The sequence below is a fragment of the Pseudomonas sp. B28(2017) genome (genome assembly GCF_002113025.1).
Taxonomy (GTDB): Bacteria; Pseudomonadota; Gammaproteobacteria; order Pseudomonadales; family Pseudomonadaceae; genus Aquipseudomonas.
The window spans coordinates 190,161-214,170 of the sequence record NZ_NEJH01000003.1; the positions used below are offsets into that span (position 1 = coordinate 190,161).

Genomic DNA, 24,010 nt, shown 5'->3' on the forward strand with positions numbered 1-24,010 from the left:
CTTTCCTGGGCGCGCGCATTTTTTCTGATGTCTTCCCGACAGTACCTAGGCGTCACTGCTAAAACTGCATTATTTTGCAGTTTGACGGCAGAGGATTACCTTTCATATGCATTTTATTGCGTATGCCAATGCTATTGATTCGCCTAGGATGCATTATATTGCGCTTATACTTGGTGAAGCTCTTCAAAAAGTGCATTTAAATGCAGGTGGAAAAGCATGTACAGCCTGACATTGCAGACTTTTACGGCGGGTGAATGGTCCGACGCTATGGTCTTGAGCTTTGATAACCCTGAAAAGGGTTTCGAAAGCCGGTGCAATTTTGGTTACGAAACGGGTTATCTCGTCGATAACCATGAAGCCATCGGATCCCCGTTCTCCAAGGCTGTGAGTGCAAGATTCCCATTGGATTGGGAAGGTCGGCGATCCAACGCGCCAGCATTCGTGCATGACATTGCACCTGCCGGGGCTGCAAAACGATTTCTTCTCGCACGCATAGGGCAAGACAAACCCGCTGACATCAGTGCCGACCTTTACCTGTTGGGCAGGAATACACCGGCACCTATCGGCAACATGCGAATCAAAGAATCTGCCGAGGCGGTTGATGAGCGTGAGCCTATTGGGTTTGAGCGTCAGGATGTCATCAGTCGAGACAACCGTTTTCTCGAATACGCCTATGAGCTGGGCGCTGCGATTGGCGGTGCGACAGGCGCCGGAGGTGAGGCACCGAAGCTTTTGTTGGCCGAAAACAAGACCGGCCTCCTGTATCCGGACGCAGTGCTGGAAGACCGGGATGTCACCCAGCATTGGTTTGTGAAGTTTGCCCGCAATAAAGGTAACCAGACTGATCAAGATATCCTGCGAAGCGAATACCACTACTACAAAGCTCTCCAGGCGCTGGGTATCGAAACAGTCGCAGAGGAAGGATTGGCGTTAGAGGAAGCGAGCAAACCCAGCTTGTGGATGCAGCGTTTTGATCGTCAGGTAATAGTCCAGGGTGTAGAGCGTTTGGCGGTAGAGTCGATTTATTCGCTGGCGAATGTCACCAAGCCTGGAAGTGCGATGAACCACATGGAGGTTATCCGCATGCTTGCCGGGCTCTGGCGCGAAGTGGGGCAGGCGGATCGGATTCCGGATCTTGTTGCCGATTATCTGCGTCGGGATCTGCTCAACAAAATTCTCGGTAACTCGGATAACCATGGCCGCAACACCGCAATTATCCGGGATATGGATTCGTTTCGTTTGGCGCCGATTTATGATTTGGCGCCAATGGTGATGGATGACGAAGGTGTGACCCGCACGACCAAGTGGCCAAAAGAGTTGGAGAGGGCAGGCGATGTCGATTGGCGCGGAGTCTGTCGAGCATTGGCGAATATCGCTGATCCGGAAGATCCATTGGCAGCGTTGGCTGACGCACCAGACTCTTTCGAGCGCTTGCGGGAGGATGCACAACGTTTGGTGGCACTTCCCGATATTTTGACCGCCAGTGGATTGCCCGCCACGACGATGAATCACCCGCGCATTGCATTGAAAGATCTGGAGCAACGTTTGAAAGAGTGGGATCTGAAATGAGCATGACCGTTGCCGAGCGCACGGTGCTCATAGAAAACATTCAAGAAGGACTCACCCAAGGTTCGATTGAAATAGGTGAAGCCGTCCGGCGCTTGCGAGTGGAAGTGACCGGCCTGCATCAGACTCAATTTGCCAAGATGTGCAAAATCTCGGTTCGCACTTTGGTGCATATCGAGCATGGGGAAGGAAATCAGACGCTGAAGTCACTTAATGCAGTATTCCGCCCGTTTGGATTGAAGATGGGGGTGGTACGCGTTCGACGTGATATCAGCTGAATCAGCACCGATCATTTGTAGGCGCCGGCTTGCCGGCTCCTACAGAGATCAGGTGTTGCTGATCCTCAATTGATTAGCCGCGGCACTCGGAAAGCGTTTTTACCTGTCCCGAATCACTCTGGTTTTCATCGCTCAACCAGCGCTCAAACCCCGCCGCAATCGCCGGCCATTCCGAGTCCAGAATCGAATACCACGCCGTATCCCGATTTTGCCCCTTGACCACCATGTGCTGGCGGAACACCCCTTCAAAACTGAAGCCCAGCCGCTCAGCCGCGTATTTGGATCGGGCGTTGGCGTTGTTGCACTTCCATTCCAGGCGACGGTAGCCCAGGGCAAAGGATTCCCTGGCCAGCAGGTAAACCGCCTCGGTGCTTTTCGGCGAGCGCTGCATCGGGGCGCCGAAGGTGACGTGGCCGATTTCGATGCGGCCCTGGGCCGGGACGATGGACATCAGGCTGAGAATGCCCTGGACCTCGCCGCTGGCGCGGTCGATCACGCTGAAGAAATACGGGTCGCTGCTGGTCGCGTGGTTGTCCAGCCAGTCGTTGAAGACGCTGCGCTCCGGGAAGGGACCGTAAGGCAGATAGTCCCAGAGTTTCGGGTCGGCGCCGGGGCCTTGCAGGGCTTTGAACAGCTCGTCGCCGTGGCGCGCCGGGTCGAGTTTTTCCAGGCGGATGTAACGCCCTTCGATCAGTTGAGTCGTGGGGGCCGGGACGCCTTTCCAGTCGGCGAGTGAAATCGACATGCTGTTCTCCTTGAACCTAGGGGGGTGTTCTCAATTAGTTTCCCCGCCGCGCCGGGGAAACTAATTGAGAACGCCCCCTAGATGGCTTTGCGAAACTGGATGAAACCAGGTCGTTCGGCGATGCGCTCGTAGAGCTGGATCGCGGTGGCGTTGGTTTCGTGGGTCAGCCAGTGGACCTTGTTGCAGCCGTCGGCCTTGGCTGTGGTGTAGACGAACTCGATCAACTGGCGGCCGACGCCGGTGCCACGGGTTTCCGGGACCACCAGCAAGTCTTGCAGGTAGCAGGAGTTTTCGATGGCCCAGTTCGAACGATGGTAGATGAAATGCACCATGCCCACCGCTTTGCCATCGGCCCAGGCGAGGGCAGCGTGGGTCGGTTCGTTCGGTTCGAGCATGCGCTGCCAGGTGCTTTGGGTAACGGCATCCGACAGTTCGGTTTTGTAGAAGCGCAGGTAGGCTTGCCACAGTGGTAACCAGGCCGCGTGATCGTCGGCGGTGACCTGGCGAATGTCGATTTGACTCATGGTGACTTCCTTAGCGCATCAATTGGGCGAGGGTTTGGTCGTTGACGTCGGGGCTGGCGGCCAGGCCTTTGCGCACGCCGGCGATGTCGGCGGGGCTGCGGTTCTGGCTGAGCTTGCGCTTGCCTTCCAGACGGTCGATGGGAATGGCGAAACCGACGATGGCCTTGAGCATGCCGTCGATGTAATCGGCGGGGGCATCGGCCACTGACCACGGTTGGGCGCGGCCAGCTTCATGACGATCGGTAAGGGTGCTGACGATGTCGAGCAGCCGCCCGCCATCGCTGAAGGTTTCGGCTCGGCCATAGGCGTGTACGGCGACGTAGTTCCAGGTTGGCACGACTTTGCCGTGTTCGGCCTTGCTCGGGTAGAAGCCGGGGCTGACGTAGGCGTCGGCACCGGCAAAAATCAGCAGGGCTTCGGCGCCGTCGCGCAGGTCTTTCCACTGTGGATTGGCTTTGGCCAGATGCCCGTACAACGTGCCGTTCGAGCCTTGTTCGCAATGCAGCAGTACCGGTACATGGCTGGCTTGCAGACCGCTTTCACCGTGAGTCACCAATATGGCGAGACGGGTGGCGAGGATCAGTTCATGCAGTTGGGACAACTCGTCGATGGCAAAAGCGCGTGGCGTGTACATGGAGATATTTTCCTTGGCGAATGTCTGCATCCTAGGCAGGCTATTGGTCTGTTGTAAGAGCCATTAATGACCAATTTCATAGGTCCATTTTGATGACTAGCGAACCACTGTCCTTGACCTTCAACCCGGCGGGTATCGAGCTTGATCGTCGTCAGGGGCTGAGTCTGCAGCTCTATCAGGCATTGCGGATGCGGGTGCTCGACGGGCGACTGGCCAGCGGCACGCGTCTGCCGGCCAGTCGGGATCTGGCTGCTGCGCTGGCGATTTCCCGCAACAGTGTAGTGCGTGCCTACGATCAGCTTTACGCAGAAGGGTTTATCGAGGGGCGGGTAGGCGACGGGACTTACGTCGCGCAATTACCCCAGGCAACCTTGCCGGCCAAAAAACTATCCACAAAAGTATCCACAGGGTTTTCAACAGGCTTACCCACAGCTTTATCCACAGATTGGCTTGATTTGTCTGTGGATTCATCCAGCAAAGTTACCCACAGGGACGCCTTGACCCGCGTTGAAAAGAACCATTTACCCATGCCGCCCAGTGGTCCGCCCAGGGCTTTTCGGGTCGGTGTTCCGGCGTTCGATCTGTTTCCGTTCGAGGTCTGGGCCAAGCTGAATGCGGCTTTCTGGCGTAAACCGGATTTCCAGCAGTTGTGCTACGGCGACCCGGCAGGCGATGCGCGCTTGCGGGGGATGATTGCGGCGTATCTACGCAGTTCGCGGGGTATGCAGTGCACGGCTGAACAAATTGTGATCACCAGTGGCGCGCAGCAGGGAATCAGCCTTTGTGCACAGCTGCTGGTGGAGCCGGGCGACGGTGTGGCGATTGAGAACCCGGGGTATCGGGCGGCAGGGCATGCGTTCGCCGTGGCGGGGGCGCGACTGCACGGGGTGTCAGTGGACAGCGAGGGCATCAATTGCAGCGAACTTGCAGGGCTCGATGATTGTCGGCTGACCTATGTCACACCGTCACATCAGTACCCCACCGGCGTGGTCATGAGCCTGGCGCGACGCCTGGAATTGCTGGCCTGGGCCGAGCGCACCCAAGGCTGGATCGTCGAGGATGACTATGATGGCGAGTACCGATACAGCGGCGCGCCACTGGCACCTTTGGCTGCGCTCGATCGTCACGGGCGGGTGTTGTATGTCGGCACGTTCGGCAAAGTCGCCTTTCCAGCATTGCGCCTGGGTTATCTGGTGCTGCCGCCAGCGCTTGTAAACGTGTTCGCGCAGCGCAGAGCGGTGGATGTGCGGCATTCGGAAGTGAGTACTCAGGCGGTAATGGCCGAGTTCATGGCGGCCGGGCATTTTCAGCGGCACATCAGGCGTATGCGGCGTGCGGCACTGAGTCGGCGCAATGCATTGCTCAATGGTTGGCCTGCGGATATTCCAGGCATCGGCAAGTTGCCCACTGTTGCCGCGGGGTTGCACATGACAGTACTGGTCGACAGCGTGGCACGTGAACGTGAGTTGATTGAGTTGGCGGGCAGTGTCGATGTCGAGGTCAACGGCTTGAGCAGTTACTGGTTGCCGGAGTCCGCAACCCCGATGGATCAACGCGCCGGTCTGGTGCTGGGTTTTGCCGCGGTGCCCGAAAAGGCGATCGAGGCGGCATTGCAACGGTTGCGGGCGGTGTGGCGTGCTGGCTGAAGCGCGGGCAAAAAAGACCTGCGCAAACGCAGGTCTCGATGACGACGGGAACGAGGCGGTTGTCAGGTTCCGGACTTGATCTTGGTCCAGGCCCGGGTCCGCGCACGTTCGGCATCGCGCGGCAGCGGTTGCAGGGTGTAGAGCGTGCCCATCGCCGTTTCGGTTGGGTACAGGTTCGGGTTATTGCGGATTGCCGGATCGACCAGTTCCGTGGCGTCCTTGTTCGGGTTCGGGTAACCGACGAAGTCGCTGACCGGTGCGATCACCTGGGGTTGCAGCAAGTAGTTGATGAAGGTGTAGGCGTCCTCCGGGTTCTTCGCGCCTTTGGGGATAGCGAGCATGTCGAACCAGATCGGCGCGCCTTCCTTGGGCAGGCGCATGTCGACGACCACGCCGTTCTTGGCTTCCTTGGCGCGGTTGGCGGCCTGGGAAAAGCTGCCGGAGTAACCGACCGCCACGCAGATGTCACCGTTGGCGATATCGGCCATGTACTTGGAAGAGTGGAAGTAGGTGATGTACGGGCGGATCTTCATCAACAGCGCTTCAGCCTTGTCGTAGTCCGCAGGCTTTTTGCTGTTGGGGTCAAGGCCCAGGTGTTGCAGGGCCAGCGGCAGGATCTCCGACGGCGAGTCGAGCAGGGCGACGCCGCACTGTTTGAGCTTGCTGATGTTCTCTTCCTTGAAGATCAGGTCCCAGCTGTCCACCGGGGCGTTGTCGCCGAGTACAGCCTTGACCTTGGCTGGGTTGAAGCCGATCAGGATGGTGCCGTACATGTAGGGCACGGCGAATTTGTTGCCCGGGTCGTTGGCCTCGATCAGCTTCATCAGCTTGGGATCGAGGTGGTTCCAGTTCGGCAACTTGCTGCGATCCAGTGGCTGGAACACGCCGGCTTCGATCTGCTTGGCGAGGAACACGTTGGACGGCACCACCACGTCGTAGCCGGAGTTGCCGGTCAGCAGCTTGGCTTCAAGGGCTTCGTTGGTATCGAAGATGTCGTAGACCAGTTTGGTCTGGGCGTTCTGCGCCTTGAAATCTTCCAGGGCCTTGGGAGTGATGTAGTCGAACCAGTTGTAGACGCGCAGCGTGCGTTCTTCTGCGTGCACGGCACCACCGAGCAGCGTGGCGCACAGCGCGGGAGCGATAAAGCGCTTGAGTCTGTTCATTGTTGTTTTCCTCACTGAGCGCTTTCAAAGCCTTCGAGTACGTTCACGGCGTTGATGCCGATTTCTTCCACCGCATAACCGCCTTCCATCACGAACAGCGTTGGTCTGCCGAGGCCTGCAATGCGCTTGCCCATGGCCAGGTAATCCGGGCTGTCGAGCTTGAATTGCGAGATCGGATCGTCCTTGAAGGTGTCGACGCCCAGGGACACGACGATGATGTCGGCACCGTAGTTGTCGATCTCTTTGCAGGCTTGCTCCAGCGCCGCACTCCAGGTGTCCCAGCCCGAGCCTGCGGCCAGCGGATAGTTGAAGTTGAAGCCTTCACCGGCACCTTCGCCCAGCTCGTCTTCATAGCCGAGGAAGAACGGAAACTCGGCTTCCGGGTGACCGTGGATCGAGGTGAACAGCACATCGCTGCGCTCGTAGAAAATCGACTGGGTGCCGTTGCCGTGGTGGTAATCGACGTCGAGGATCGCGACCTTTTTATGGCCCTGATCGAGGAATGCTTGCGCTGCGATGGCGGCGTTGTTGAGGTAGCAATAGCCGCCCATCAAATCGCTGGCGGCGTGGTGTCCCGGTGGACGGCACAGGGCGAAGGCACTGCGGGCGCCGCGCTGGATTTCCGCCTGGGCGGTCAGCGCCACTTGCGCTGCGCTGTACGCCGCCTGCCAGGTGCCAGCGGTGATCGGGGCGCCCCCATCGAAGCTGTAGTAACCGAGTTCGCCATGCAGGCTGGTGGGCTTGATTTGGCGCAGGGTACGAGCGGGCCAGGTGTAGGGCAGCAGGTCACCGTCGGTGTTGAATTCGATCCAGCGTGCCCAGGCACCCTTGAAGAACTCGAGGTAGTCGCGACTATGGATGCGCGCAATCGGCTCCAGGCCGAAATCCTTCGGTGCTTCGACGGGCCCCAGGTCCTGGTTTTTTACCCGTTGCAGCACGTGGTCTGCACGCGATGGCATCTCGAAGCAGGGCTTGAGTTGACCATCGATCAATTCACAACGGCCGTGGTGCAGGTGGTGATCATCCGAGTAGATCGTCAGCATTTCTTGTTCTCCGCAGGCTGATTCGGTTGAACACAGTCTTGCGGCGCGCAGGGTTTAGGAGAACGGCAGGAAAGGCCAAAAGGGGATCGATATGGCCAAAACATTTGACCGAAATTCGCCCCTTGATGGCGCGATGGCGCACTGACCTTGGGCTTGGAGCACAGGGGGTGTCAGTGCGGCCTGAACTGACTCGGCGCTACACCGCTCCAGCGCACAAAGGCATGGCGAAAACTGGCGGTCTCGCTGAAGCCCAGGGCCTCGGCGATTTGATAGATCGGCAGTTGATCCTCGCAAAGCATTTGCTTGGCCTGCTCAAAGCGCAGTTCGTCGAGCAACTCCTGATAGCTGCAACCCATGTCCTTGAGATGCCGGCGCAAGGTCCGCGCCGAGCAATTCATCTGCTCGGCCAGGCCCTCCAGCCCTGGCGCCGCATTCAATTGCGCGCTGAGCAATTGGCGAATCCGCCCGAGCCAGGCCTGGCGCCCGGTGAACTCGATGTTCTGTTTGCGGCAGCGTTCGGCCATGGCTTGATGGGTGATCACATCGGCCAGCGGCAACGGCTGGTCGAGCCAGCGCTTGTCAAAGGCGAAGGCATTGTTGCGCGCGCCAAAGTGCAAAGGGCAATCGAAGTGTTCGGCGTAGCTTGGCTCGTAGTCGGGCGCGGCATGTTCAAAGCGTGCGCCGAGCAAGGGCAGAGGATGGCCTAGCAGGTCGTCGCAGGTGACTTTCAGCGACACCAGGCAGAATTCGGCGTTGAACACCGCCATGGCCGGGCTCTCGCGGTAATCGGCGGCCGCGAACCAGATGCGCTCGCCATCGTCTTCAAGGCTCAGTTCGAAAAGTGTTCCCAGCAGCGCCGGATAGCGCATTGCCAGACGCAAAGCGTCACCGAAGGTGGCACTGGTGAGCAGGGCGTAACCGAGTATGCCGTAGCAGGAAACGTGCATCCGCCGGCCCAGTTCCAGGCCGATGTCACGCTTGAGGGCGACGGCGTTGGCACAGACCTGCATTTCCTGATTGGTGGTGATGCGTGTGTCGGCGCGGTTCAGATCCGCCGCACTGATGCCGCTTCCGGCCAGCAGTGCCTCACTGGACAAGCCGTCGGCCTTGAAGGCGTTGAGCACCAGGGAGACGGCGTTGAGGGTGGTGAGGTGGGAATGGAGCATGGCGGCTTCCAGCCTTGGGATAGCTGGAACACAGCAAGTTATATGCCGAGCGTTGGAAACTGTAGGAGCAGCCGGTCGACGCTCCTACAAGGATTGGTACTGTGTCAGCTCAATTCGCCGCAGAGGTCGAGTTCAACGAGACGGCGAATCTCGGCAGTTTCGAGCCCGGCTCCCAGCAAACCATGCAACTTGCCAAACGCTGCCTCACGGGTCATGCCGCCACCGGATAGCACGCCAACGCCACGCAACCGGCTGCCTGCCTCGTAGACATCAAGCTTGACGCCACCTTCGTGGCATTGCGTGACTGCGACCACCACCACGCCCTTGTCCCGTGCACGGCCAAGGCTGGCGAGAAACCCTGGGTTGTCGCTCGGACCGGTACCGCTGCCGTAGCACTCCAGCACCAGGCCCTGAATGCCGCTGTCGAGCAAGCCATCCAGCACCTCGGCGCTAATGCCGGGAAACAGTGGCAGCACCGCGACGTTCGCCAATTGTCTGGGGTGGTTGTAATTCAACGGTGTTGGTAGCGAAGGCACTTTCACGCCGCCGCCCTGACGTTCCAGTCGCTTGAACGGATGACGGCCAAAACTGCGTACCTTGGCGCAACGGGTCGGGTCCAGCAGTTCGCCATGGAAGTACAGGTGCACGCCCGGCGCGAGGCCATGACCCAGTGCAACCAGCGCACCGCCGAGGTTTTCCCAGGCGTCGCTGTCGGTGACGCCGGCCGGCAGCATGGAACCGGTGAAGCACACGCGGGCATGCAGGCCGAGCAGTTGGAAGCTCATGGCGGCCGCACTGTAGGCCAGAGTGTCGGTGCCATGCAGGATCAACACGCTGTCGCAGCCCTGAACATCCACCGCATCGACCACCGCTTCACGCAACTGCTGCCAGTACGTCGGGGTCATGTTGGCGCTGTCGATCAGCGGCGACATCTCGCGAAAGCGCCACTGTGGCACCACCAGCTCGGGTTGGCTGTGCAGATACTCTCGCATCCGCGCTTCGAAACCGGATGCCGGGGCCAGGCCATGGGCGCTGGCCTGCATGCCGATGGTGCCGCCGGTATAGAGCACCATGACGTGCTGGGCGGCAGGGTAAGTCGAGGAATTCATGGAGACTCTCCGAGAACAATGACTTCCCTTGTGGGAGCGAGCAGGCTCGCTCCCACAAGGGAAGGTGCACTTTAACCGATCAGCGTTGCGCTGCGGGTACGCCTTGCGGCTCAGCTTCAGCCTTGGTGGCGGCGGCTGGCGGGTTCGCCGGCCAGGCTTTCAGGTCCAGATCCAGATCCGGGAATTTGCTCGAATCGAATACCGGTGTGGTGATGCCAGCAGCGCGCTGGTCATCGTAGTCACGCAGGATGCGCATGCCGACCTTGAACAGCAGGAACAGCGCGATCAGGTTGACGAACGCGAGCATGGTCATGGTGATGTCGGCGAAGGCGAACACCGTGCCGAGGTTTTCGATGGCGCCCCAGAAAATCAGGACCAGTACCAGTGCGCGATAGCCCATCAGCGCCTTGCTGTTTTCACCAATCAAAAAGCGCAGGTTGCTCTCGCCCAGGTAGTAGTTGTAGAGGATCGAAGTGAACACGAACAACGCCAGGGCCACGGAGATGAACATCCGGCCCCAGTCACCGACCACGGCGGCCAGCGAGTTCTGGGTCAGGGCAATGCCGTCGCCTTCGAAGCCCGGGGTGTAGAAGCCCGAGAGCAGGATCAGCAGTGCGGTGCAGGTGCAGATCACGAAGGTATCGAGGAACACGCTGAACGCCTGCACCACACCTTGTGCCACCGGGTGCTCGACCGACGCAACCGCCGCCACGTTCGGCGCACTGCCAAGGCCCGCTTCGTTGGCGAACACGCCACGCTTGACGCCCATGATAATCGCGCTGCCGATCAGCCCGCCGAAAGCCTGGTCGAGGCCGAAGGCACTCTTGACGATGGTCATCAGCATGCCCGGCACCTGGTCGAACTGCAGCACGATCACATAGATGGTCACGCCGATGTACACCAGGGTTTTCACGGGTACCAACAGGTCAGCGACCTTGGCGATGCGCTTGATCCCGCCGATGAACACCAGGCCCAGCAGTACGGCCAGGCCGATGCCGGTGTAGGTCGTGTCCAGACCGAACGCGTTGTTCAGCGAGTGCGTTACGGCGTGGGATTGCAGGCCGTTGAACGCGAAGCCGAAGGTGATCAGCAGCAAGAATGCCATGATCATCCCCAACCAGCGTTTTTGCAGGCCGTGCTGGATGTAGTAGGACGGGCCGCCGCGGAACGTGCCGTCCGAATCGGTGCGTTTGTAAAGCTGGCCGAGGGAACACTCGAAGAAGCTGCTGGACATGCCGACCAATGCAGTCACCCACATCCAGAACACCGCCCCGGGCCCACCGAGGGTCACGGCGATGCCGACACCGGCAATGTTGCCCGCACCGACGCGGCCGGCGAGGCTGAGCATCAGGGCCTGGAACGAACTGAGTTGCCCGGCGCTGCTTTTGAGGCTGTCGCGGAACACCGCGAACATGTGGAAGAAGTGACGCAGTTGAACGAAACGCGAGCGGATCGTGAAGTAGCTACCGAGCCCGACAATGAGCGCGATCAGTACTTTCCCTGAGAGGAAGTCGTTAATGACTTCGAGCATGGATTATTCCTCGCTGTTTTTTGTGTAGGCAAATGCTGGCCGGGTAGACACATCGAGTTACACCCCTAGGCGCGCGGCACAATGGGCGGTTCGAAGTTCGTCCCGGTTTCATATTGCGGGTTTGTTATTAGTTCGGGTTTCGCATGGGTTGTGGCCTCGCTACCGACGACCGCTCACGCGAAGAGGGGCGGCACTATACCGATGACAGTGCCGTCCGTCTGCACGGTTGTGGTGCATTCGGTGAGGTGAAGCCTTTGAAATACCTGACATTTTTGCTGTCAGGCTATTGTGGGTGCGAGCCTGCTCGCGATTCAGGCGCCACGGTTTTACAGCTACACCGTGTCATCGTTTATCGCGAGTGGGCTCGCTCCCACAGAAGACGTTTGTCCGTTCAAATGGTTAAAAAAAAGGGCCTGGAGATTGATCTCCAAGCCCTCAAAAGGTGAGAGGTGTCTAGTCCCTCGACCTGGTGAGCGGTGCTACAGGTAACGCGTCGGGTTATGCCTTCAGAGGCACCAGACGCGGAGCAATCATGTTTTCCGGGCGCAGGATGTCGGCGAGCATGGCTTCGTCGAGCAGACCTTCTTCGCGCACCAGTTCCAGCACGCCGCGGCCGCTTTCAAGCGCGATACGGGCGATGCGGGTGGCGTTTTTGTAGCCAATGTACGGGTTCAGAGCGGTGACCAGGCCGATCGAGTGTTCGACCAGTTCACGGCAGCGCGCTTCGTTGGCGGTGATGCCGACGATGCAGTGCTCGCGCAGCATGTCCATGGCGCGTTGCAGCAGGCGGATCGAGTCGAGGATCTTGAAAGCGATCAGCGGCTCCATCACGTTCAGCTGCAGTTGGCCGCCTTCGGCTGCCATGGTCAGCGCCAGATCGTTACCAATGACCTGGAAGGCCACCTGGTTCACGGCTTCCGGGATCACCGGGTTGACCTTGCCTGGCATGATCGAGCTGCCTGGCTGACGCGCTGGCAGGTTGATCTCGTTGATGCCGGTGCGTGGGCCGCTGGACAGCAGGCGCAGGTCGTTGCAGATCTTCGACAGCTTGACTGCGGTGCGCTTGAGCATGCCGGAGAACAGCACGAAGGCGCCCATGTCGGAGGTGGCTTCGATCAGGTCGGCGGCTGGAACCAGCGGTTGACCGCTGATCAGGGCCAGACGCTGTACGGCCAGGGCCTGATAGCGCGGGTCGGCGTTGATGCCGGTGCCGATCGCGGTGCCGCCCAGGTTCACTTCGGTCAGTACTTCCGGGGCCAGCGTCTTCAGACGTGCCAGGTCTTCGCCCATGGTGGTGGCGAACGCACGGAATTCCTGACCCAGGGTCATCGGAACGGCGTCTTGCAGCTGGGTACGACCCATCTTCAGGACGTGGTTGAATTCTTCACCCTTGGCTGCGAATGCCTGAATCAGGCTGTCGAGGCTGGCGAGCAGAGCGTCGTGACCGAGCAGCAGGCCCAGACGGATCGCCGTCGGGTAGGCGTCGTTGGTCGACTGCGCCATGTTCACGTCGTCGTTCGGGTGCAGGTACTGGTACTCGCCTTTCTGGTGACCCATGGCCTCCAGCGCGATGTTGGCGATCACTTCGTTGGCATTCATGTTGGTCGAAGTGCCAGCGCCACCTTGAATCATGTCCACCACGAACTCTTCGTGGAAGTCGCCGCGGATCAAACGTGCACAGGCTTCGCTGATGGCGGCGTGCTTGGCTTCGCTCAGGTGACCCAGCTCGCGGTTGGCGTCAGCGGCGGCCTGTTTGACCATGGCCAGACCGACAACCAGTTTCGGGTAGTGCGAAATCGGAACGCCCGAAAGGCGGAAGTTATTTACCGCTCGCAGGGTCTGGATACCGTAATACGCTTGAGCCGGTACTTCGAGAGCGCCAAGCAGGTCATTTTCTGTGCGGAATGATGCAGCGGAGGACATGATAGAAATCATCTCAATATGGACCCGGTCTGTGCCGGAACGCTGTGAATGCTAGGCTTGTGCAGAATTTTGGGCCAATGCTGTTAAACACTAGCCTATGCATATTCGGCATAATGCCCGTGTGACGCCGTGTTGGCGGCAAGCGTGTGACCTAAATTGGTGCGTGTCCGGGAGGACGTGATGAATCTGGAAAGCAAATGGCTGGAGGACTTTAGTGCCCTGGCCGCCACCCGCAGTTTCTCCCAGGCCGCCGAGCGGCGTTTCGTGACGCAGCCCGCGTTCAGTCGGCGGATCCGAAGCCTTGAAGCCGCGCTGGGGCTGACCCTGGTCAACCGTTCGCGCACACCGGTGGAACTGACAGCGGCGGGACAATTGTTCCTCGTAACCGCGCGCACCGTGGTCGAACAACTGGGCGAAGTGTTGCGTCATCTTCATCATCTGGAGGGCGGGCAGGGTGAAGTGATGCAAGTCGCCGCCGCACATTCACTGGCACTCGGGTTTTTCCCGCGATGGATCGCTCAACTGCGCAACGAAGGCTTGAACATCGCTACGCGCCTGGTGGCGACCAACGTCGGCGACGCGGTGCATGCGCTGCGTGAAGGTGGTTGCGATCTGATGCTGGCGTTCTACGACCCGGATGCGGCGATGCAGATGGACCCGGAGATCTTCCCGTCACTGCACCTGGGACACACCGAAATGCTGCCGGTGTGTGCGGCGGATGCCGATGGCAAGCCGCTGTTCGATCTGGAAGGCGAGGGCAGCGTGCCGCTGTTGGCCTACAGCGCCGGTGCGTTCCTCGGCCGTTCGGTGAACATGCTGCTGCGTCAACGGGCGCTGCGCTTCACCACCATCTACGAAACCGCCATGGCCGACAGCCTCAAGAGCATGGCGCTGGAAGGCCTGGGCATTGCCTGGGTGCCGCAACTCAGTGTGCGCGCCGAACTGGCGCGCGGTGAACTGGTGGTCTGTGGCGGCCCGCAATGGCATGTGCCGCTGGAGATTCGTCTGTATCGCTGCGCTTTGGTGCGCAAGGCGAATGTGCGGTTATTGTGGCGCAAGCTCGAAGGTGGGGCGGCACAGGGCGCAACCGGCTCCTGAGGCTGACCTTTGAGTCAATAAAACCGGGCTTTTGCGGCAGATGACAGATGGTCGCAACGGGGGCTGTTTATCTGCCTCATTGAGGTATACTGCGCGGCCTTCGGCCGGTTACGACCGGCCATAATTCGTACATTCAAGCCACGCTTTTTGCGTGGCTTGTTGTTTTTTGACGCGCCTGCGGGCGCCCAGAGAGAAGAGGCACGACGATGAGTGCACTGGTTGGCGTGATCATGGGCTCCAAGTCCGATTGGTCCACCCTTAGCCACACCGCCGATATGCTGGAAAAGCTCGGCATCCCTTACGAGGTGAAAGTGGTCTCCGCCCACCGCACCCCGGACTTGCTGTTCCAGTACGCCGAGGAAGCCGAGGCGCGTGGCATCGAGGTGATCATTGCCGGTGCCGGTGGCGCGGCCCACTTGCCTGGCATGTGTGCGGCCAAGACCCACCTGCCGGTGCTGGGCGTGCCGGTGCAGTCGGCGATGCTCTCGGGCGTCGATTCGCTGCTCTCCATCGTGCAGATGCCCGCGGGCATTCCGGTCGCCACCCTGGCCATCGGCAAGGCAGGCGCGATCAACGCAGCGCTGCTGTCGGCGAGTATCCTTGGCGCCAAGCACCCGCAGTTCCACGCGGTGCTGAAAACTTTCCGTGCTGAGCAGACAGACAGCGTCCTGGAAAATCCAGACCCACGCATCGCCTGAGGTTGTTGACGATGAAGATCGGTGTAATCGGTGGCGGCCAACTCGGTCGCATGTTGGCGCTGGCGGGCACTCCGCTGGGCATGAACTTCGCTTTTCTGGACCCGGCGCCGGATGCTTGCGCAGCCGCGTTGGGTGAACACCTGCGAGCCGATTACGGCGATCAGGATCACCTGCGCCAGCTGGCCGATGAAGTCGATCTGGTGACTTTCGAGTTCGAAAGCGTCCCGGCGGAAACCGTCGCGTTCCTCTCGCAGTTCGTCCCGGTCTACCCGAGCGCCGAGGCCCTGCGCATCGCCCGCGATCGCTGGTTCGAGAAGAGCATGTTCAAGGACCTGGGGATTCCTACCCCGGCGTTCGCCGACATTCAGTCCCAGGCCGATCTGGATGCCGCCGTGGCTTCCATCGGTCTGCCGGCGGTGCTGAAAACCCGCACCCTGGGTTACGACGGCAAGGGTCAGAAAGTCCTGCGCACGCCTGAAGACGTGGTCGGCACTTTTGCCGAGCTGGGCAGCGTGGCCTGTCTGCTGGAAGGCTTCGTGCCATTCACCGGTGAAGTCTCGCTGATCGCCGTGCGTGCCCGCGACGGTGAAACCCGCTTCTACCCGCTGGTACACAACACCCACGACAGCGGCATCCTCAAGCTGTCCGTGGCCAGCACCGATCACCCGTTGCAAGCCCTGGCCGAAGACTACTCCAGCCGTGTGCTCAAGCAGCTGGATTACGTCGGTGTGATGGCGTTCGAGTTCTTTGAAGTCGACGGTGGCCTCAAGGCCAACGAAATTGCCCCGCGCGTGCACAACTCCGGGCACTGGACCACCGAAGGCGCCGAGTGCAGCCAGTTCGAGAACCACCTGCGGGCCGTCGCCGGTCTGCCATTGGGTTCGACCGCCAAGGTCGGTGAAAGCGCGATGGTCAACTTCATCGGTAAAGTGCCGGAGACCGAAAAAGTCCTGGCCATCGCCGATTGCCATCTGCATCACTACGGCAAGGCGTTCAAGGTCGGCCGCAAGGTCGGTCATGCCAACCTCCGTTGTGCAGACCGCGAGACGCTGACGGCCCAGATTCTCAAGGTTGAAGCACTGATCGCCGAATAGTTTCATGTGGCAGCGGTGGAACCATTGCGGTTGCACCGCTCTCTCATGGCAGGATGCCAAAGTCTGTCTAGGCTTTGGCATAACCACTCCATATTGAGGGAAATGCCATGGGAATTATCGGAACCATTTTTATCGGCTTGATCGTCGGCCTGCTGGCGCGGTTCCTGAAACCGGGCGATGACAGCATGGGCTGGATCATGACGATCCTGCTCGGTATCGGTGGTTCACTGGCGGCCACCTACGGCGGCCAGGTCCTGGGCATCTATCAGGCCGGTCAAGGCGCAGGCTTTATTGGCGCACTGGTCGGCGCCGTGATCCTGCTGGTGATCTATGGGCTGATCAAAAAGAACTGATCCAGGCGACAAAGCCCTCTGCGCCAAAGCGGCCGGGAGGGCTAGAATGCTCGGCGTTTCCTGTTCTTCCCTTTACCGAGCACCTTCATGCGCCGTCTTTTGTTGACTCTTGTTTTACTGGGTTCGGGCCTTGCCCATGCCGGCGAACTGCCGGAAACCGACTGGCTCGAATTGATGCCCAAGTCGGACCAGAAGGCCCTCGAGGCCATGCCTGAAATCGACCACAACTCCCCTGAAGCCAATGGCACTTTCACCGACAAGGGTGGGATGAAACAGGCCAAAGGCTTGCCGGCGGTGATGTACTCGACCAAGACCGTTGCGTCGATGAACGACAAGAACATCCGCATTGGCGGTTATCCAGTGCCGCTGGAGTCCGACGCCAAGGGTCGCAGTACGTTGTTCTTCCTGGTGCCATACCCGGGCGCCTGCATCCACGTGCCACCACCGCCGCCCAACCAACTGGTGCTGGTGCGCTATCCCAAAGGCCTGAAGCTGAACGACATCTACACGCCGTTGTGGGTCACCGGCACGCTGAAGATCGAGAAGGTCAGCAATGACCTGGCTGATGCGGCGTATGCGCTGGATGCAGAGAAGGTGCGGGTAGTGAAAGAGTCTGATCTGTAGCGCGCCGTCAGATGGCATGACACAAAAAACTGTGGGAGCAAGCTCGCTCCCACAGTGATTTATGGTGCTGTTTAGAGCGACTGGCTACCGATACTCACGCCCAGCGTATGGCTGGCATCCGGTGCCAGGTTCACCACATCGTCCATCACGTTCGCCGTCTCGATGCACAGCATGCGCTGCCAGCCGTCGTCGGCCATGTCGCTGAACGCCGCGGCGCGGTCGACCCATGGGTTCCAGATCACCGCCGTGCGCGATCCACTGCTGGTCAGTGCGATACGTCGCTCCCAGGCCGGATCGACGATGCTCAACTGCGGCGGGGCGTCGAGGTAGATGCGGTCGGTCTCCCCGGTAAAGCGCAGGTCACCGGTCTGGGTAACGGTTTTCCAGTTGTCCAGGGTTTCGATGTAGTTGAGGCCGTCCACGCCTTCGACGTGTACGTCGCGCACATCGCTGACGGCAAAGTAACTGTGCAGCGCCTGGCTGATGCTGACGGTTTCAGCACCCCGGTTGTGGCTGGTCAGATGGATGTGCAATTGCTCGTCGAGGCGAATGCTCAGCGTCAAATCCACCTGGTGCGGCCAGCCGGGAAAGCCGCCTTCGGGGTAGGGCAGGAGGAATTCGACCTTCAGGCTTTCGCCTTCGGCTTCGATGCCGCCCAGCTCCCAATCCATCGCTCGCACGAAACCGTGAGCGGCCGGTGCTTCCTTGCTGACACGCATCGCCTTAACGCTTTGCGGATTGCGGTCAAAGACGCCAAACCACGGCCAGCACACCGGCACACCGGCACGGATGCTCTTGCCAGTCTTGAACACGGCCTCGTCGTTGAGCCAGATCAGCGGCGGCTGGCCGGCCAGTTGATAACTGAGGATGTGCGCGCCTTGCTGGGCTACCAGTAATTCGGCCTGACCGTGGCGGATGCGCCAGCAGTTCAGTTCATCCAGCTTTACGGCTTCAACATTGGGCGTGCTCATGGGACAGCTCTCGATCAGTAACGTGGACGACTATCGACCGCAAAACGGCTACCAGGTTTAAAAGCTCTTATCGAGCCCTGGGCGGAACCGAACGGGTGCGACCGCTGCCATCGATGGCAACGAACACAAACACCGCTTCCGTTACTTTACGCCACTCGCTGGACAGTGGATCGTCGCTCCAGACCTCGACCATCATCTTGATCGAGCTGCGGCCGATTTCCAGAGCCTGGGTATAAAAGGAAAGCTGCGCGCCCACCGCCACCGGAACCAGAAATGCCATGCGGTCGATCGCAACGGTGGCAACGCGTCCGCCGGCGACCTTGCTGGCCATCGCGGTGCCTGCCAAATCCATCTGCGCCACCAGCCAGCCGCCGAAAATATCGCCAAAGCCGTTGGTTTCGCGAGGGAGCGCGGTAATTTGCAGGGCCAGGTCGCCTTGCGGGATCGGATCTTCTTGTTCGAGCTCTATCATGCCGGGGGTGCCTCTGACCCGTGACTCTTCGTTGGTACTGCTGGTGGTAGCCGTCTTCGGGAAAAACGATTCACCACCGAACATACTACGTTCGTCACGTTTTCCATAAGGCGCCTAAAGGGAAACTCTGCGAAATCGCCTACCTATGAACCTGACAGGCGTTTTCGCACAGCAACCCTCAAAAACCGGAGCAAGGCTGCGAGTATATCGGTCGGTAGACTCCACGACGACCGTCCGGTTCTCATTTTGACCGTCAAAAACGCACCTCTATGTGCTTTTTCGAACAATTTGCTATCGTGCCGGACCTGCTCAAACCTCCGCCAGCGTTGTTGAGGTTGCAGATCCGACTATAAGAGAAGCCCTTGCCATGACCACAGCGCCCTCGAGCATCGCGCAGCCAGATCAACCCGCACGTCCGCTGACCCGCAGCGACTACAAGACTCTATCGCTGTCTGCCCTGGGCGGTGCGCTGGAGTTCTACGACTTCATCATCTTCGTGTTCTTCGCCACGGTGGTGGGCAAGCTGTTTTTCCCGGCGGACATGCCCGAGTGGCTGCGTTTGATGCAAACCTTCGGCATCTTCGCCGCTGGCTACCTGGCACGGCCGCTGGGCGGCATCGTGATGGCGCACTTCGGCGACCTGCTTGGCCGCAAGAAAATGTTCACCCTGAGCATTTTCATGATGGCCGTGCCGACGCTGATCATGGGCTTGTTGCCGACCTATGCGCAGATCGGCCTGTGGGCGCCCATCCTGTTGCTGTTGATGCGGGTGATCCAGGGCGCGGCCATTGGCGGTGAAGTGCCGGGAGCGTGGGTCTTCGTTTCCGAACACGTTCCGCAACGGCATGTCGGCTACGCCTGTGGCACCCTGACCAGCGGTCTGACGGCGGGCATTTTGCTCGGCTCGCTGGTCGCAACGGCGATCAACAGTCTCTATACCCCGGTGGAAGTGTCGGATTACGCCTGGCGGATTCCGTTCCTGCTTGGCGGCGTGTTCGGTCTGTTCTCGGTGTACCTGCGTCGCTGGCTGCACGAAACCCCGGTGTTTGCCGAGCTGCAACTGCGCAAGGCCCTGGCCGAGGAGGTGCCGTTGCGGGCGGTGCTCCGCGACCATCGAGGTGCCATTGCCATTTCGATGCTGCTGACCTGGCTGCTGTCTGCCGCCATTGTGGTGCTGATCCTGATGACCCCGACCGTGTTGCAGACGGTCTACCATTTCTCGGCTACTACTGCCCTGCAGGCCAATAGCGTGGCAATCGTGCTCCTGAGCTTTGGCTGCATCATCGCCGGCGCACTGGCGGACCGCTTCGGCGCCGGACGGGTCTTCGTGTTCGGCTGTACTGCATTGCTGGCCAGCTCCTGGGCCTTCTATCACAGCCTGGCCGATCATCCCGACTGGTTGTTCCCGATGTATGCCCTGACCGGTCTGCTGGTCGGCACCATCGGCGCGGTGCCCTACGTGATGGTCAAGGCCTTCCCGCCCGTGGTGCGTTTCAGCGGCCTGTCGTTCTCCTACAACGTGGCCTACGCCATCTTCGGCGGCCTGACACCCATGATCGTCAGCCTGTTGCTCAAGGAAAGTGCGATGGGGCCTGCTTACTATGTGGCGGTGTTGTGTGGGGTCGGGATCCTGGTCGGCGCCTGGCTCTGGAAGAGGGGGCGTTAAGCCGGTTCCATGTGTTGACGGCACTGACGCCTTCGTCGGATCGCCACCCGGAGCAAGCCCGCTCCAACAGGGGTTCTGTGTTCAACGCAGATCTTTTGTGGGAGCGGGCTTGCTCGCGATGAAGGCGACGCGAAACCTCCTGTATCAAGCGAATAATGGCCTTTCATCCAATTGTCATATTTCAGCCATAGAGTGTTCACACGGCCTGCTGATACTTGGCCCCGACTTAACACACCCTATCTGCTAGGAGTAAGGCATGAAACTGAAGCGTTTGATGGCGGCAATGACTTTTGTCGCTGCTGGCGTTGCGACTGCCAACGCGGTTGCCGCTGTTGACCCTGCTATCCCGAGCTACACCAAGACCACTGGTGTGTCGGGCAACCTGTCCAGCGTCGGCTCCGATACCCTGGCCAACCTCATGACCCTCTGGGCTGAGAACTACAAAAAAGAATACCCGAACGTAAACATCCAGATTCAGGCCGCTGGCTCCGCCACCGCGCCACCTGCGCTGACTGAAGGCACCTCCAACCTGGGCCCGATGAGCCGCAAGATGAAGGACACCGAACTGGCTGCCTTCGAGCAGAAGTATGGCTACAAGCCAACCGCCATCCCGGTTGCCGTGGACGCCCTGGCTATCTTCGTTCACAAGGACAACCCGATCCAGCACCTGACCATGGAACAAGTCGACGCCGTCTTCTCGTCCACTCGTCTGTGCGGCGCTAAAACCGAAGTCAAGACCTGGGGCGACCTGGGCGTGACCGGCGACCTGGCCAACAAGCCGGTTCAACTGTTCGGTCGTAACTCGGTATCCGGCACCTACGGCTACTTCAAGGAAGAAGCCCTGTGCAAAGGCGACTACAAGGCTAACGTGAACGAGCAACCAGGTTCGGCTTCGGTCGTTCAGTCGATCAGCTCCTCGCTGAACGGCATCGGTTACTCGGGTATCGGTTACAAAACCGCTAGCGTGAAAACTGTAGCCCTGGCCAAGAAAGGCACCACCGAGTTCATCGAAGACACCGAAGAAAACGCCCTGAACGGCAAGTACCCGCTGTCCCGCTTCCTGTATGTCTACGTGAACAAAGCCCCGAACAAGCCTCTGGCTCCGCTGGAAGCCGAGTTCGTGAAACTGGTTCTGTCGAAACAGGGTCAGGAAGTTGTAGTGAAAGACGGTTACATCCCACTGCCGGCCAAAGTAGCTGCCAAAGCTCTGGCTGACCTGGGTCTGGCGGAAGGCGGCGCTGAAGTCGCAAAAAAGTAACAAATTGAGTCCGAGGTGAACCCTCGAACTCACATGGGGGCGGCAGGAGCCGCCCTCATACACCTCAAATTCTCTATCCGCTGCTGGTTACCGCTAGCGGCGGATTTGTTGCGTCACTGCATTGTCATCTTTCTGTCATACAGGATCGCTAGGGTGTGCGCATGAATGATCTGGCCAATTCCAACATGACTACTAATCCCCCCAAGCGAATTGACTTCAATACGCCTGAGCTACAACGCAAGCGCCGCATGCGCGCGCTCAAAGATCGCCTGACCCGCTGGTACGTCCTCGTTGGCGGCCTCGCTGTGCTGGGCGCGATCACCTTGATCTTCTTCTTCCTTGCCTACGTCGTTGCGCCCCTGTTCCAGGGTGCCAGCCTGACCGCCAAAGACGCCATCACGCCAGCCTGGATGCAAGACGCCGGCAAGCCTTTAATGATCTCCCTTGAAGAGCAGAACCAGGTGGCCATGCGGGTTTCCGACAAGGGCCAGGCTCTGTTCTTCGATATCGACAGTGGCGCCGAACTCAAGCGCGTCGATCTGCCGATTCCGGCCGGTACCACCGTGACCTCCATCGGCGAAGACCAGCCGGGTCACCCGCTGGTTGTCGTGGGCCTGTCCAACGGTCAGGCACTGGTGTTCCGTCACACCTATAAAGTCAGCTACCCGGAAGGCAAGAAGACCATCTCGCCAGCGGTCGAATACCCGTACGGCGAAACACCCATCGCGGTGAACGAAGCGGGCGGTGCGCTGGAGCACGTCAGCCTCAACGCCAACGATTCGACCCTGATGCTGGTCGGCGCCACCGGTTCGCAACTCAATGTTCTGTCGCTGACCAGCGAAGAGAACATGATGACCGGCGAAGTCACCAACGAGCAGAAGCGTATCGACCTGCCGCAGATGAACGAGCCGGTGAAGAACATTTTCGTCGACCCGCGTCAGCAGTGGCTGTACGTGATCAACGGGCGTGCCCAGGCCGACGTATTCAGCCTGCGCGACAAGAGCCTCAATGGTCGCTACAAACTGCTTGAAGACGGTGAAGCGCAAGTCACCGCCAGCACCCAGCTTGTGGGTGGTATCTCGCTGATCGTCGGTGACTCCAAGGGCGGTCTGGCCCAGTGGTTCATGGCTCGCGATCCGGATGGCGAACAGCGCCTGAAGCAGATCCGCACCTTCCAGATGGGCACCACACCGATTGTTGAAATCACTGCCGAAGAGCGCCGCAAGGGCTTCGTTGCCCTCGACGCTTCCGGCAAGCTTGGCGTGTTCCACAGCACTGCCCACCGCACCTTGCTGGTGGAGCCGGTTGCAGAAGGCCAGGGCATTTTCGGTTTGTCGCCACGGGCCAACCGCGTGATCGTGGAAGCCGGTGGCAAGTTGCAGCCGCTGCTGCTCGACAACCCGCACCCGGAAGTGTCGTGGAGCGCACTGTGGAGCAAGGTCTGGTACGAGAACTACGACGAGCCTAAATACGTCTGGCAATCGACCGCCGCCAACACCGACTTCGAACCCAAGCTGAGCCTGTCGCCGCTGACCTTCGGTACCCTGAAAGCCGCGTTCTACGCCATGCTGCTGGCCGCTCCACTGGCCGTTGCCGCTGCGATCTACACCGCGTACTTCATGGCCCCTGGCATGCGCCGCAAGGTCAAGCCGGTGATCGAGCTGATGGAAGCGATGCCGACGGTGATCCTCGGCTTCTTCGCCGGTCTGTTCCTCGCGCCTTATGTGGAAGGGCATTTGCCAGGCATCTTCAGCCTGCTGATGCTGTTGCCGATCGGCATCCTGGTTGCCGGTTTCACCTTCAGCCGCCTGCCTGAGTCGATCCGCCTGAAAGTCCCGGATGGCTGGGAAAGTGCGCTGCTGATCCCGGTGATCCTGTTTGTGGGCTGGCTCTCGCTGTACATGAGCCCGTTCATGGAAAACTGGTTCTTCGGTGGCGACATGCGCATGTGGATTTCCCACGACCTGGGCATTACCTACGACCAGCGCAACGCCCTGGTGGTCGGCCTGGCCATGGGCTTCGCGGTCATCCCGAACATCTATTCGATCGCCGAAGACGCCGTGTTCAGCGTGCCTCGCGGCCTGACCCTGGGCTCCCTGGCCCTCGGTGCCACGCCGTGGCAGACCATGACCCGCGTGGTGATCCTCACCGCCAGTCCGGGCATCTTCTCGGCGCTGATGATCGGCATGGGCCGTGCGGTCGGTGAAACCATGATCGTGTTGATGGCCACCGGTAACACCCCGGTCATGGAAATGAACCTGTTCGAAGGCCTGCGCACCCTGGCCGCCAACGTCGCGGTGGAAATGCCCGAATCGGAAGTCGGCGGCAGCCACTACCGCGTGCTGTTCCTCTCGGCGTTGGTGCTGCTGTTGTTCACCTTCGTCATGAACACCCTCGCAGAACTGATCCGTCAGCGTCTGCGCAAGAAATACTCGTCGCTTTAAGAAA

Annotated in this window: 22 protein-coding genes; 11 read left to right on the top strand and 11 right to left on the bottom strand. The window is 59.9% G+C overall.

All coding sequences use genetic code 11. The annotated features are described in order from the left end of the window. The first annotated feature begins 216 nt into the window (after nt 1-216). Both CAF65_RS10110 and CAF65_RS10115 read left to right on the top strand, forming a co-directional pair. On the top strand, nt 217-1,569 hold the full coding sequence (locus CAF65_RS10110; protein ID WP_085716165.1) for a HipA domain-containing protein: 1,353 nt from the start codon (nt 217-219) through the stop codon (nt 1,567-1,569). After that, a complete protein-coding gene (locus CAF65_RS10115; RefSeq protein WP_085716166.1) occupies nt 1,566-1,844 on the top strand; it encodes a helix-turn-helix domain-containing protein in 279 nt (92 codons plus the stop codon). Before CAF65_RS10110 ends, CAF65_RS10115 begins: the two co-directional genes overlap by 4 nt. Nucleotides 1,845-1,917: 73 nt before the next feature. On the opposite strand, the gene CAF65_RS10120 is transcribed toward CAF65_RS10115, so the two are convergent. The 3 genes from CAF65_RS10120 to CAF65_RS10130 all read right to left on the bottom strand — a co-directional run bounded on the left by CAF65_RS10120 (nt 1,918) and on the right by CAF65_RS10130 (nt 3,747). After that, a complete protein-coding gene (locus tag CAF65_RS10120; protein WP_085716167.1) occupies nt 1,918-2,589 on the bottom strand; it encodes a GNAT family N-acetyltransferase in 672 nt (223 codons plus the stop codon). Between the two features lie 77 nt (nt 2,590-2,666). Further along, complete coding sequence (locus CAF65_RS10125; protein ID WP_085716168.1) at nt 2,667-3,113, bottom strand: GNAT family N-acetyltransferase; 447 nt, start codon at nt 3,111-3,113, stop codon at nt 2,667-2,669. Between the two features lie 10 nt (nt 3,114-3,123). After that, nucleotides 3,124-3,747 (bottom strand): FMN-binding negative transcriptional regulator, encoded by a 624-nt coding sequence (locus CAF65_RS10130; protein WP_057712705.1) that lies wholly within the window; start codon nt 3,745-3,747, stop codon nt 3,124-3,126. A gap of 92 nt (nt 3,748-3,839) precedes the next feature. On the opposite strand from CAF65_RS10130, the gene CAF65_RS10135 reads away from it, so the two are divergent. Further along, entirely contained in the window at nt 3,840-5,393 is a 1,554-nt protein-coding gene (locus tag CAF65_RS10135; protein ID WP_085716169.1) for a PLP-dependent aminotransferase family protein, read from the top strand. 62 nt (nt 5,394-5,455) lie between these two features. Here the strand turns inward: CAF65_RS10135 and CAF65_RS10140 are convergent, their stop codons facing one another. From CAF65_RS10140 to aspA, 6 genes are all read right to left on the bottom strand, one after another. Beyond that, nucleotides 5,456-6,556, bottom strand: coding sequence for a polyamine ABC transporter substrate-binding protein (locus CAF65_RS10140; RefSeq protein ID WP_085716170.1), 1,101 nt, complete (start codon nt 6,554-6,556; stop codon nt 5,456-5,458). Nucleotides 6,557-6,567: 11 nt separating this feature from the next. Continuing rightward, nucleotides 6,568-7,599 (bottom strand): histone deacetylase family protein, encoded by a 1,032-nt coding sequence (locus CAF65_RS10145; RefSeq protein WP_085716171.1) that lies wholly within the window; start codon nt 7,597-7,599, stop codon nt 6,568-6,570. A gap of 170 nt (nt 7,600-7,769) precedes the next feature. After that, nucleotides 7,770-8,765: an AraC family transcriptional regulator gene (locus CAF65_RS10150; RefSeq protein WP_085716172.1), complete on the bottom strand. Its 996-nt coding sequence runs from the start codon at nt 8,763-8,765 to the stop codon at nt 7,770-7,772. A gap of 104 nt (nt 8,766-8,869) precedes the next feature. Then, the gene (locus CAF65_RS10155; protein ID WP_085716173.1) at nt 8,870-9,874 is read right to left on the bottom strand and encodes an asparaginase; all 1,005 of its coding nucleotides are present in this window, start codon (nt 9,872-9,874) and stop codon (nt 8,870-8,872) included. A 79-nt stretch (nt 9,875-9,953) separates the two neighbouring features. Beyond that, nucleotides 9,954-11,405 (bottom strand): sodium:alanine symporter family protein, encoded by a 1,452-nt coding sequence (locus CAF65_RS10160; RefSeq protein ID WP_085716174.1) that lies wholly within the window; start codon nt 11,403-11,405, stop codon nt 9,954-9,956. Nucleotides 11,406-11,903: 498 nt separating this feature from the next. Beyond that, the gene (gene aspA / locus CAF65_RS10165) at nt 11,904-13,328 is read right to left on the bottom strand and encodes an aspartate ammonia-lyase (RefSeq protein WP_085716175.1); all 1,425 of its coding nucleotides are present in this window, start codon (nt 13,326-13,328) and stop codon (nt 11,904-11,906) included. A 180-nt stretch (nt 13,329-13,508) separates the two neighbouring features. Between aspA and CAF65_RS10170 the strand changes: the two genes are divergently transcribed. The 5 genes from CAF65_RS10170 to CAF65_RS10190 all read left to right on the top strand — a co-directional run bounded on the left by CAF65_RS10170 (nt 13,509) and on the right by CAF65_RS10190 (nt 17,195). Continuing rightward, nucleotides 13,509-14,426: a LysR substrate-binding domain-containing protein gene (locus CAF65_RS10170; RefSeq protein WP_085716176.1), complete on the top strand. Its 918-nt coding sequence runs from the start codon at nt 13,509-13,511 to the stop codon at nt 14,424-14,426. Between the two features lie 206 nt (nt 14,427-14,632). After that, complete coding sequence (gene purE / locus CAF65_RS10175; RefSeq protein WP_007971731.1) at nt 14,633-15,124, top strand: 5-(carboxyamino)imidazole ribonucleotide mutase; 492 nt, start codon at nt 14,633-14,635, stop codon at nt 15,122-15,124. A gap of 11 nt (nt 15,125-15,135) precedes the next feature. Beyond that, complete coding sequence (locus tag CAF65_RS10180; protein ID WP_085716177.1) at nt 15,136-16,218, top strand: 5-(carboxyamino)imidazole ribonucleotide synthase; 1,083 nt, start codon at nt 15,136-15,138, stop codon at nt 16,216-16,218. A 107-nt stretch (nt 16,219-16,325) separates the two neighbouring features. After that, complete coding sequence (locus CAF65_RS10185) at nt 16,326-16,571, top strand: GlsB/YeaQ/YmgE family stress response membrane protein (protein WP_085716178.1); 246 nt, start codon at nt 16,326-16,328, stop codon at nt 16,569-16,571. 87 nt (nt 16,572-16,658) lie between these two features. Beyond that, nucleotides 16,659-17,195, top strand: coding sequence for a DUF3299 domain-containing protein (locus CAF65_RS10190; RefSeq protein WP_085716179.1), 537 nt, complete (start codon nt 16,659-16,661; stop codon nt 17,193-17,195). Nucleotides 17,196-17,266: 71 nt separating this feature from the next. Here CAF65_RS10190 and CAF65_RS10195 read toward each other — a convergent pair whose 3' ends face one another. Both CAF65_RS10195 and CAF65_RS10200 read right to left on the bottom strand, forming a co-directional pair. Beyond that, complete coding sequence (locus tag CAF65_RS10195) at nt 17,267-18,166, bottom strand: D-hexose-6-phosphate mutarotase (protein ID WP_085716180.1); 900 nt, start codon at nt 18,164-18,166, stop codon at nt 17,267-17,269. Between the two features lie 67 nt (nt 18,167-18,233). Beyond that, complete coding sequence (locus CAF65_RS10200; RefSeq protein ID WP_007942704.1) at nt 18,234-18,638, bottom strand: acyl-CoA thioesterase; 405 nt, start codon at nt 18,636-18,638, stop codon at nt 18,234-18,236. A 367-nt stretch (nt 18,639-19,005) separates the two neighbouring features. Here CAF65_RS10200 and CAF65_RS10205 point away from each other — a divergent pair, with 367 nt between their 5' ends. The 3 genes from CAF65_RS10205 to CAF65_RS10215 all read left to right on the top strand — a co-directional run bounded on the left by CAF65_RS10205 (nt 19,006) and on the right by CAF65_RS10215 (nt 24,006). After that, a complete protein-coding gene (locus tag CAF65_RS10205; protein WP_085716181.1) occupies nt 19,006-20,304 on the top strand; it encodes an MFS transporter in 1,299 nt (432 codons plus the stop codon). A gap of 256 nt (nt 20,305-20,560) precedes the next feature. After that, on the top strand, nt 20,561-21,562 hold the full coding sequence (locus tag CAF65_RS10210) for a phosphate ABC transporter substrate-binding protein PstS family protein (RefSeq protein WP_085716182.1): 1,002 nt from the start codon (nt 20,561-20,563) through the stop codon (nt 21,560-21,562). Between the two features lie 161 nt (nt 21,563-21,723). Further along, nucleotides 21,724-24,006 carry an ABC transporter permease subunit gene (locus CAF65_RS10215; protein WP_085716183.1) on the top strand — a complete coding sequence of 761 codons (2,283 nt, stop codon included), beginning with the start codon at nt 21,724-21,726 and terminating at the stop codon, nt 24,004-24,006. The last annotated feature ends 4 nt before the right edge of the window (nt 24,007-24,010 follow it).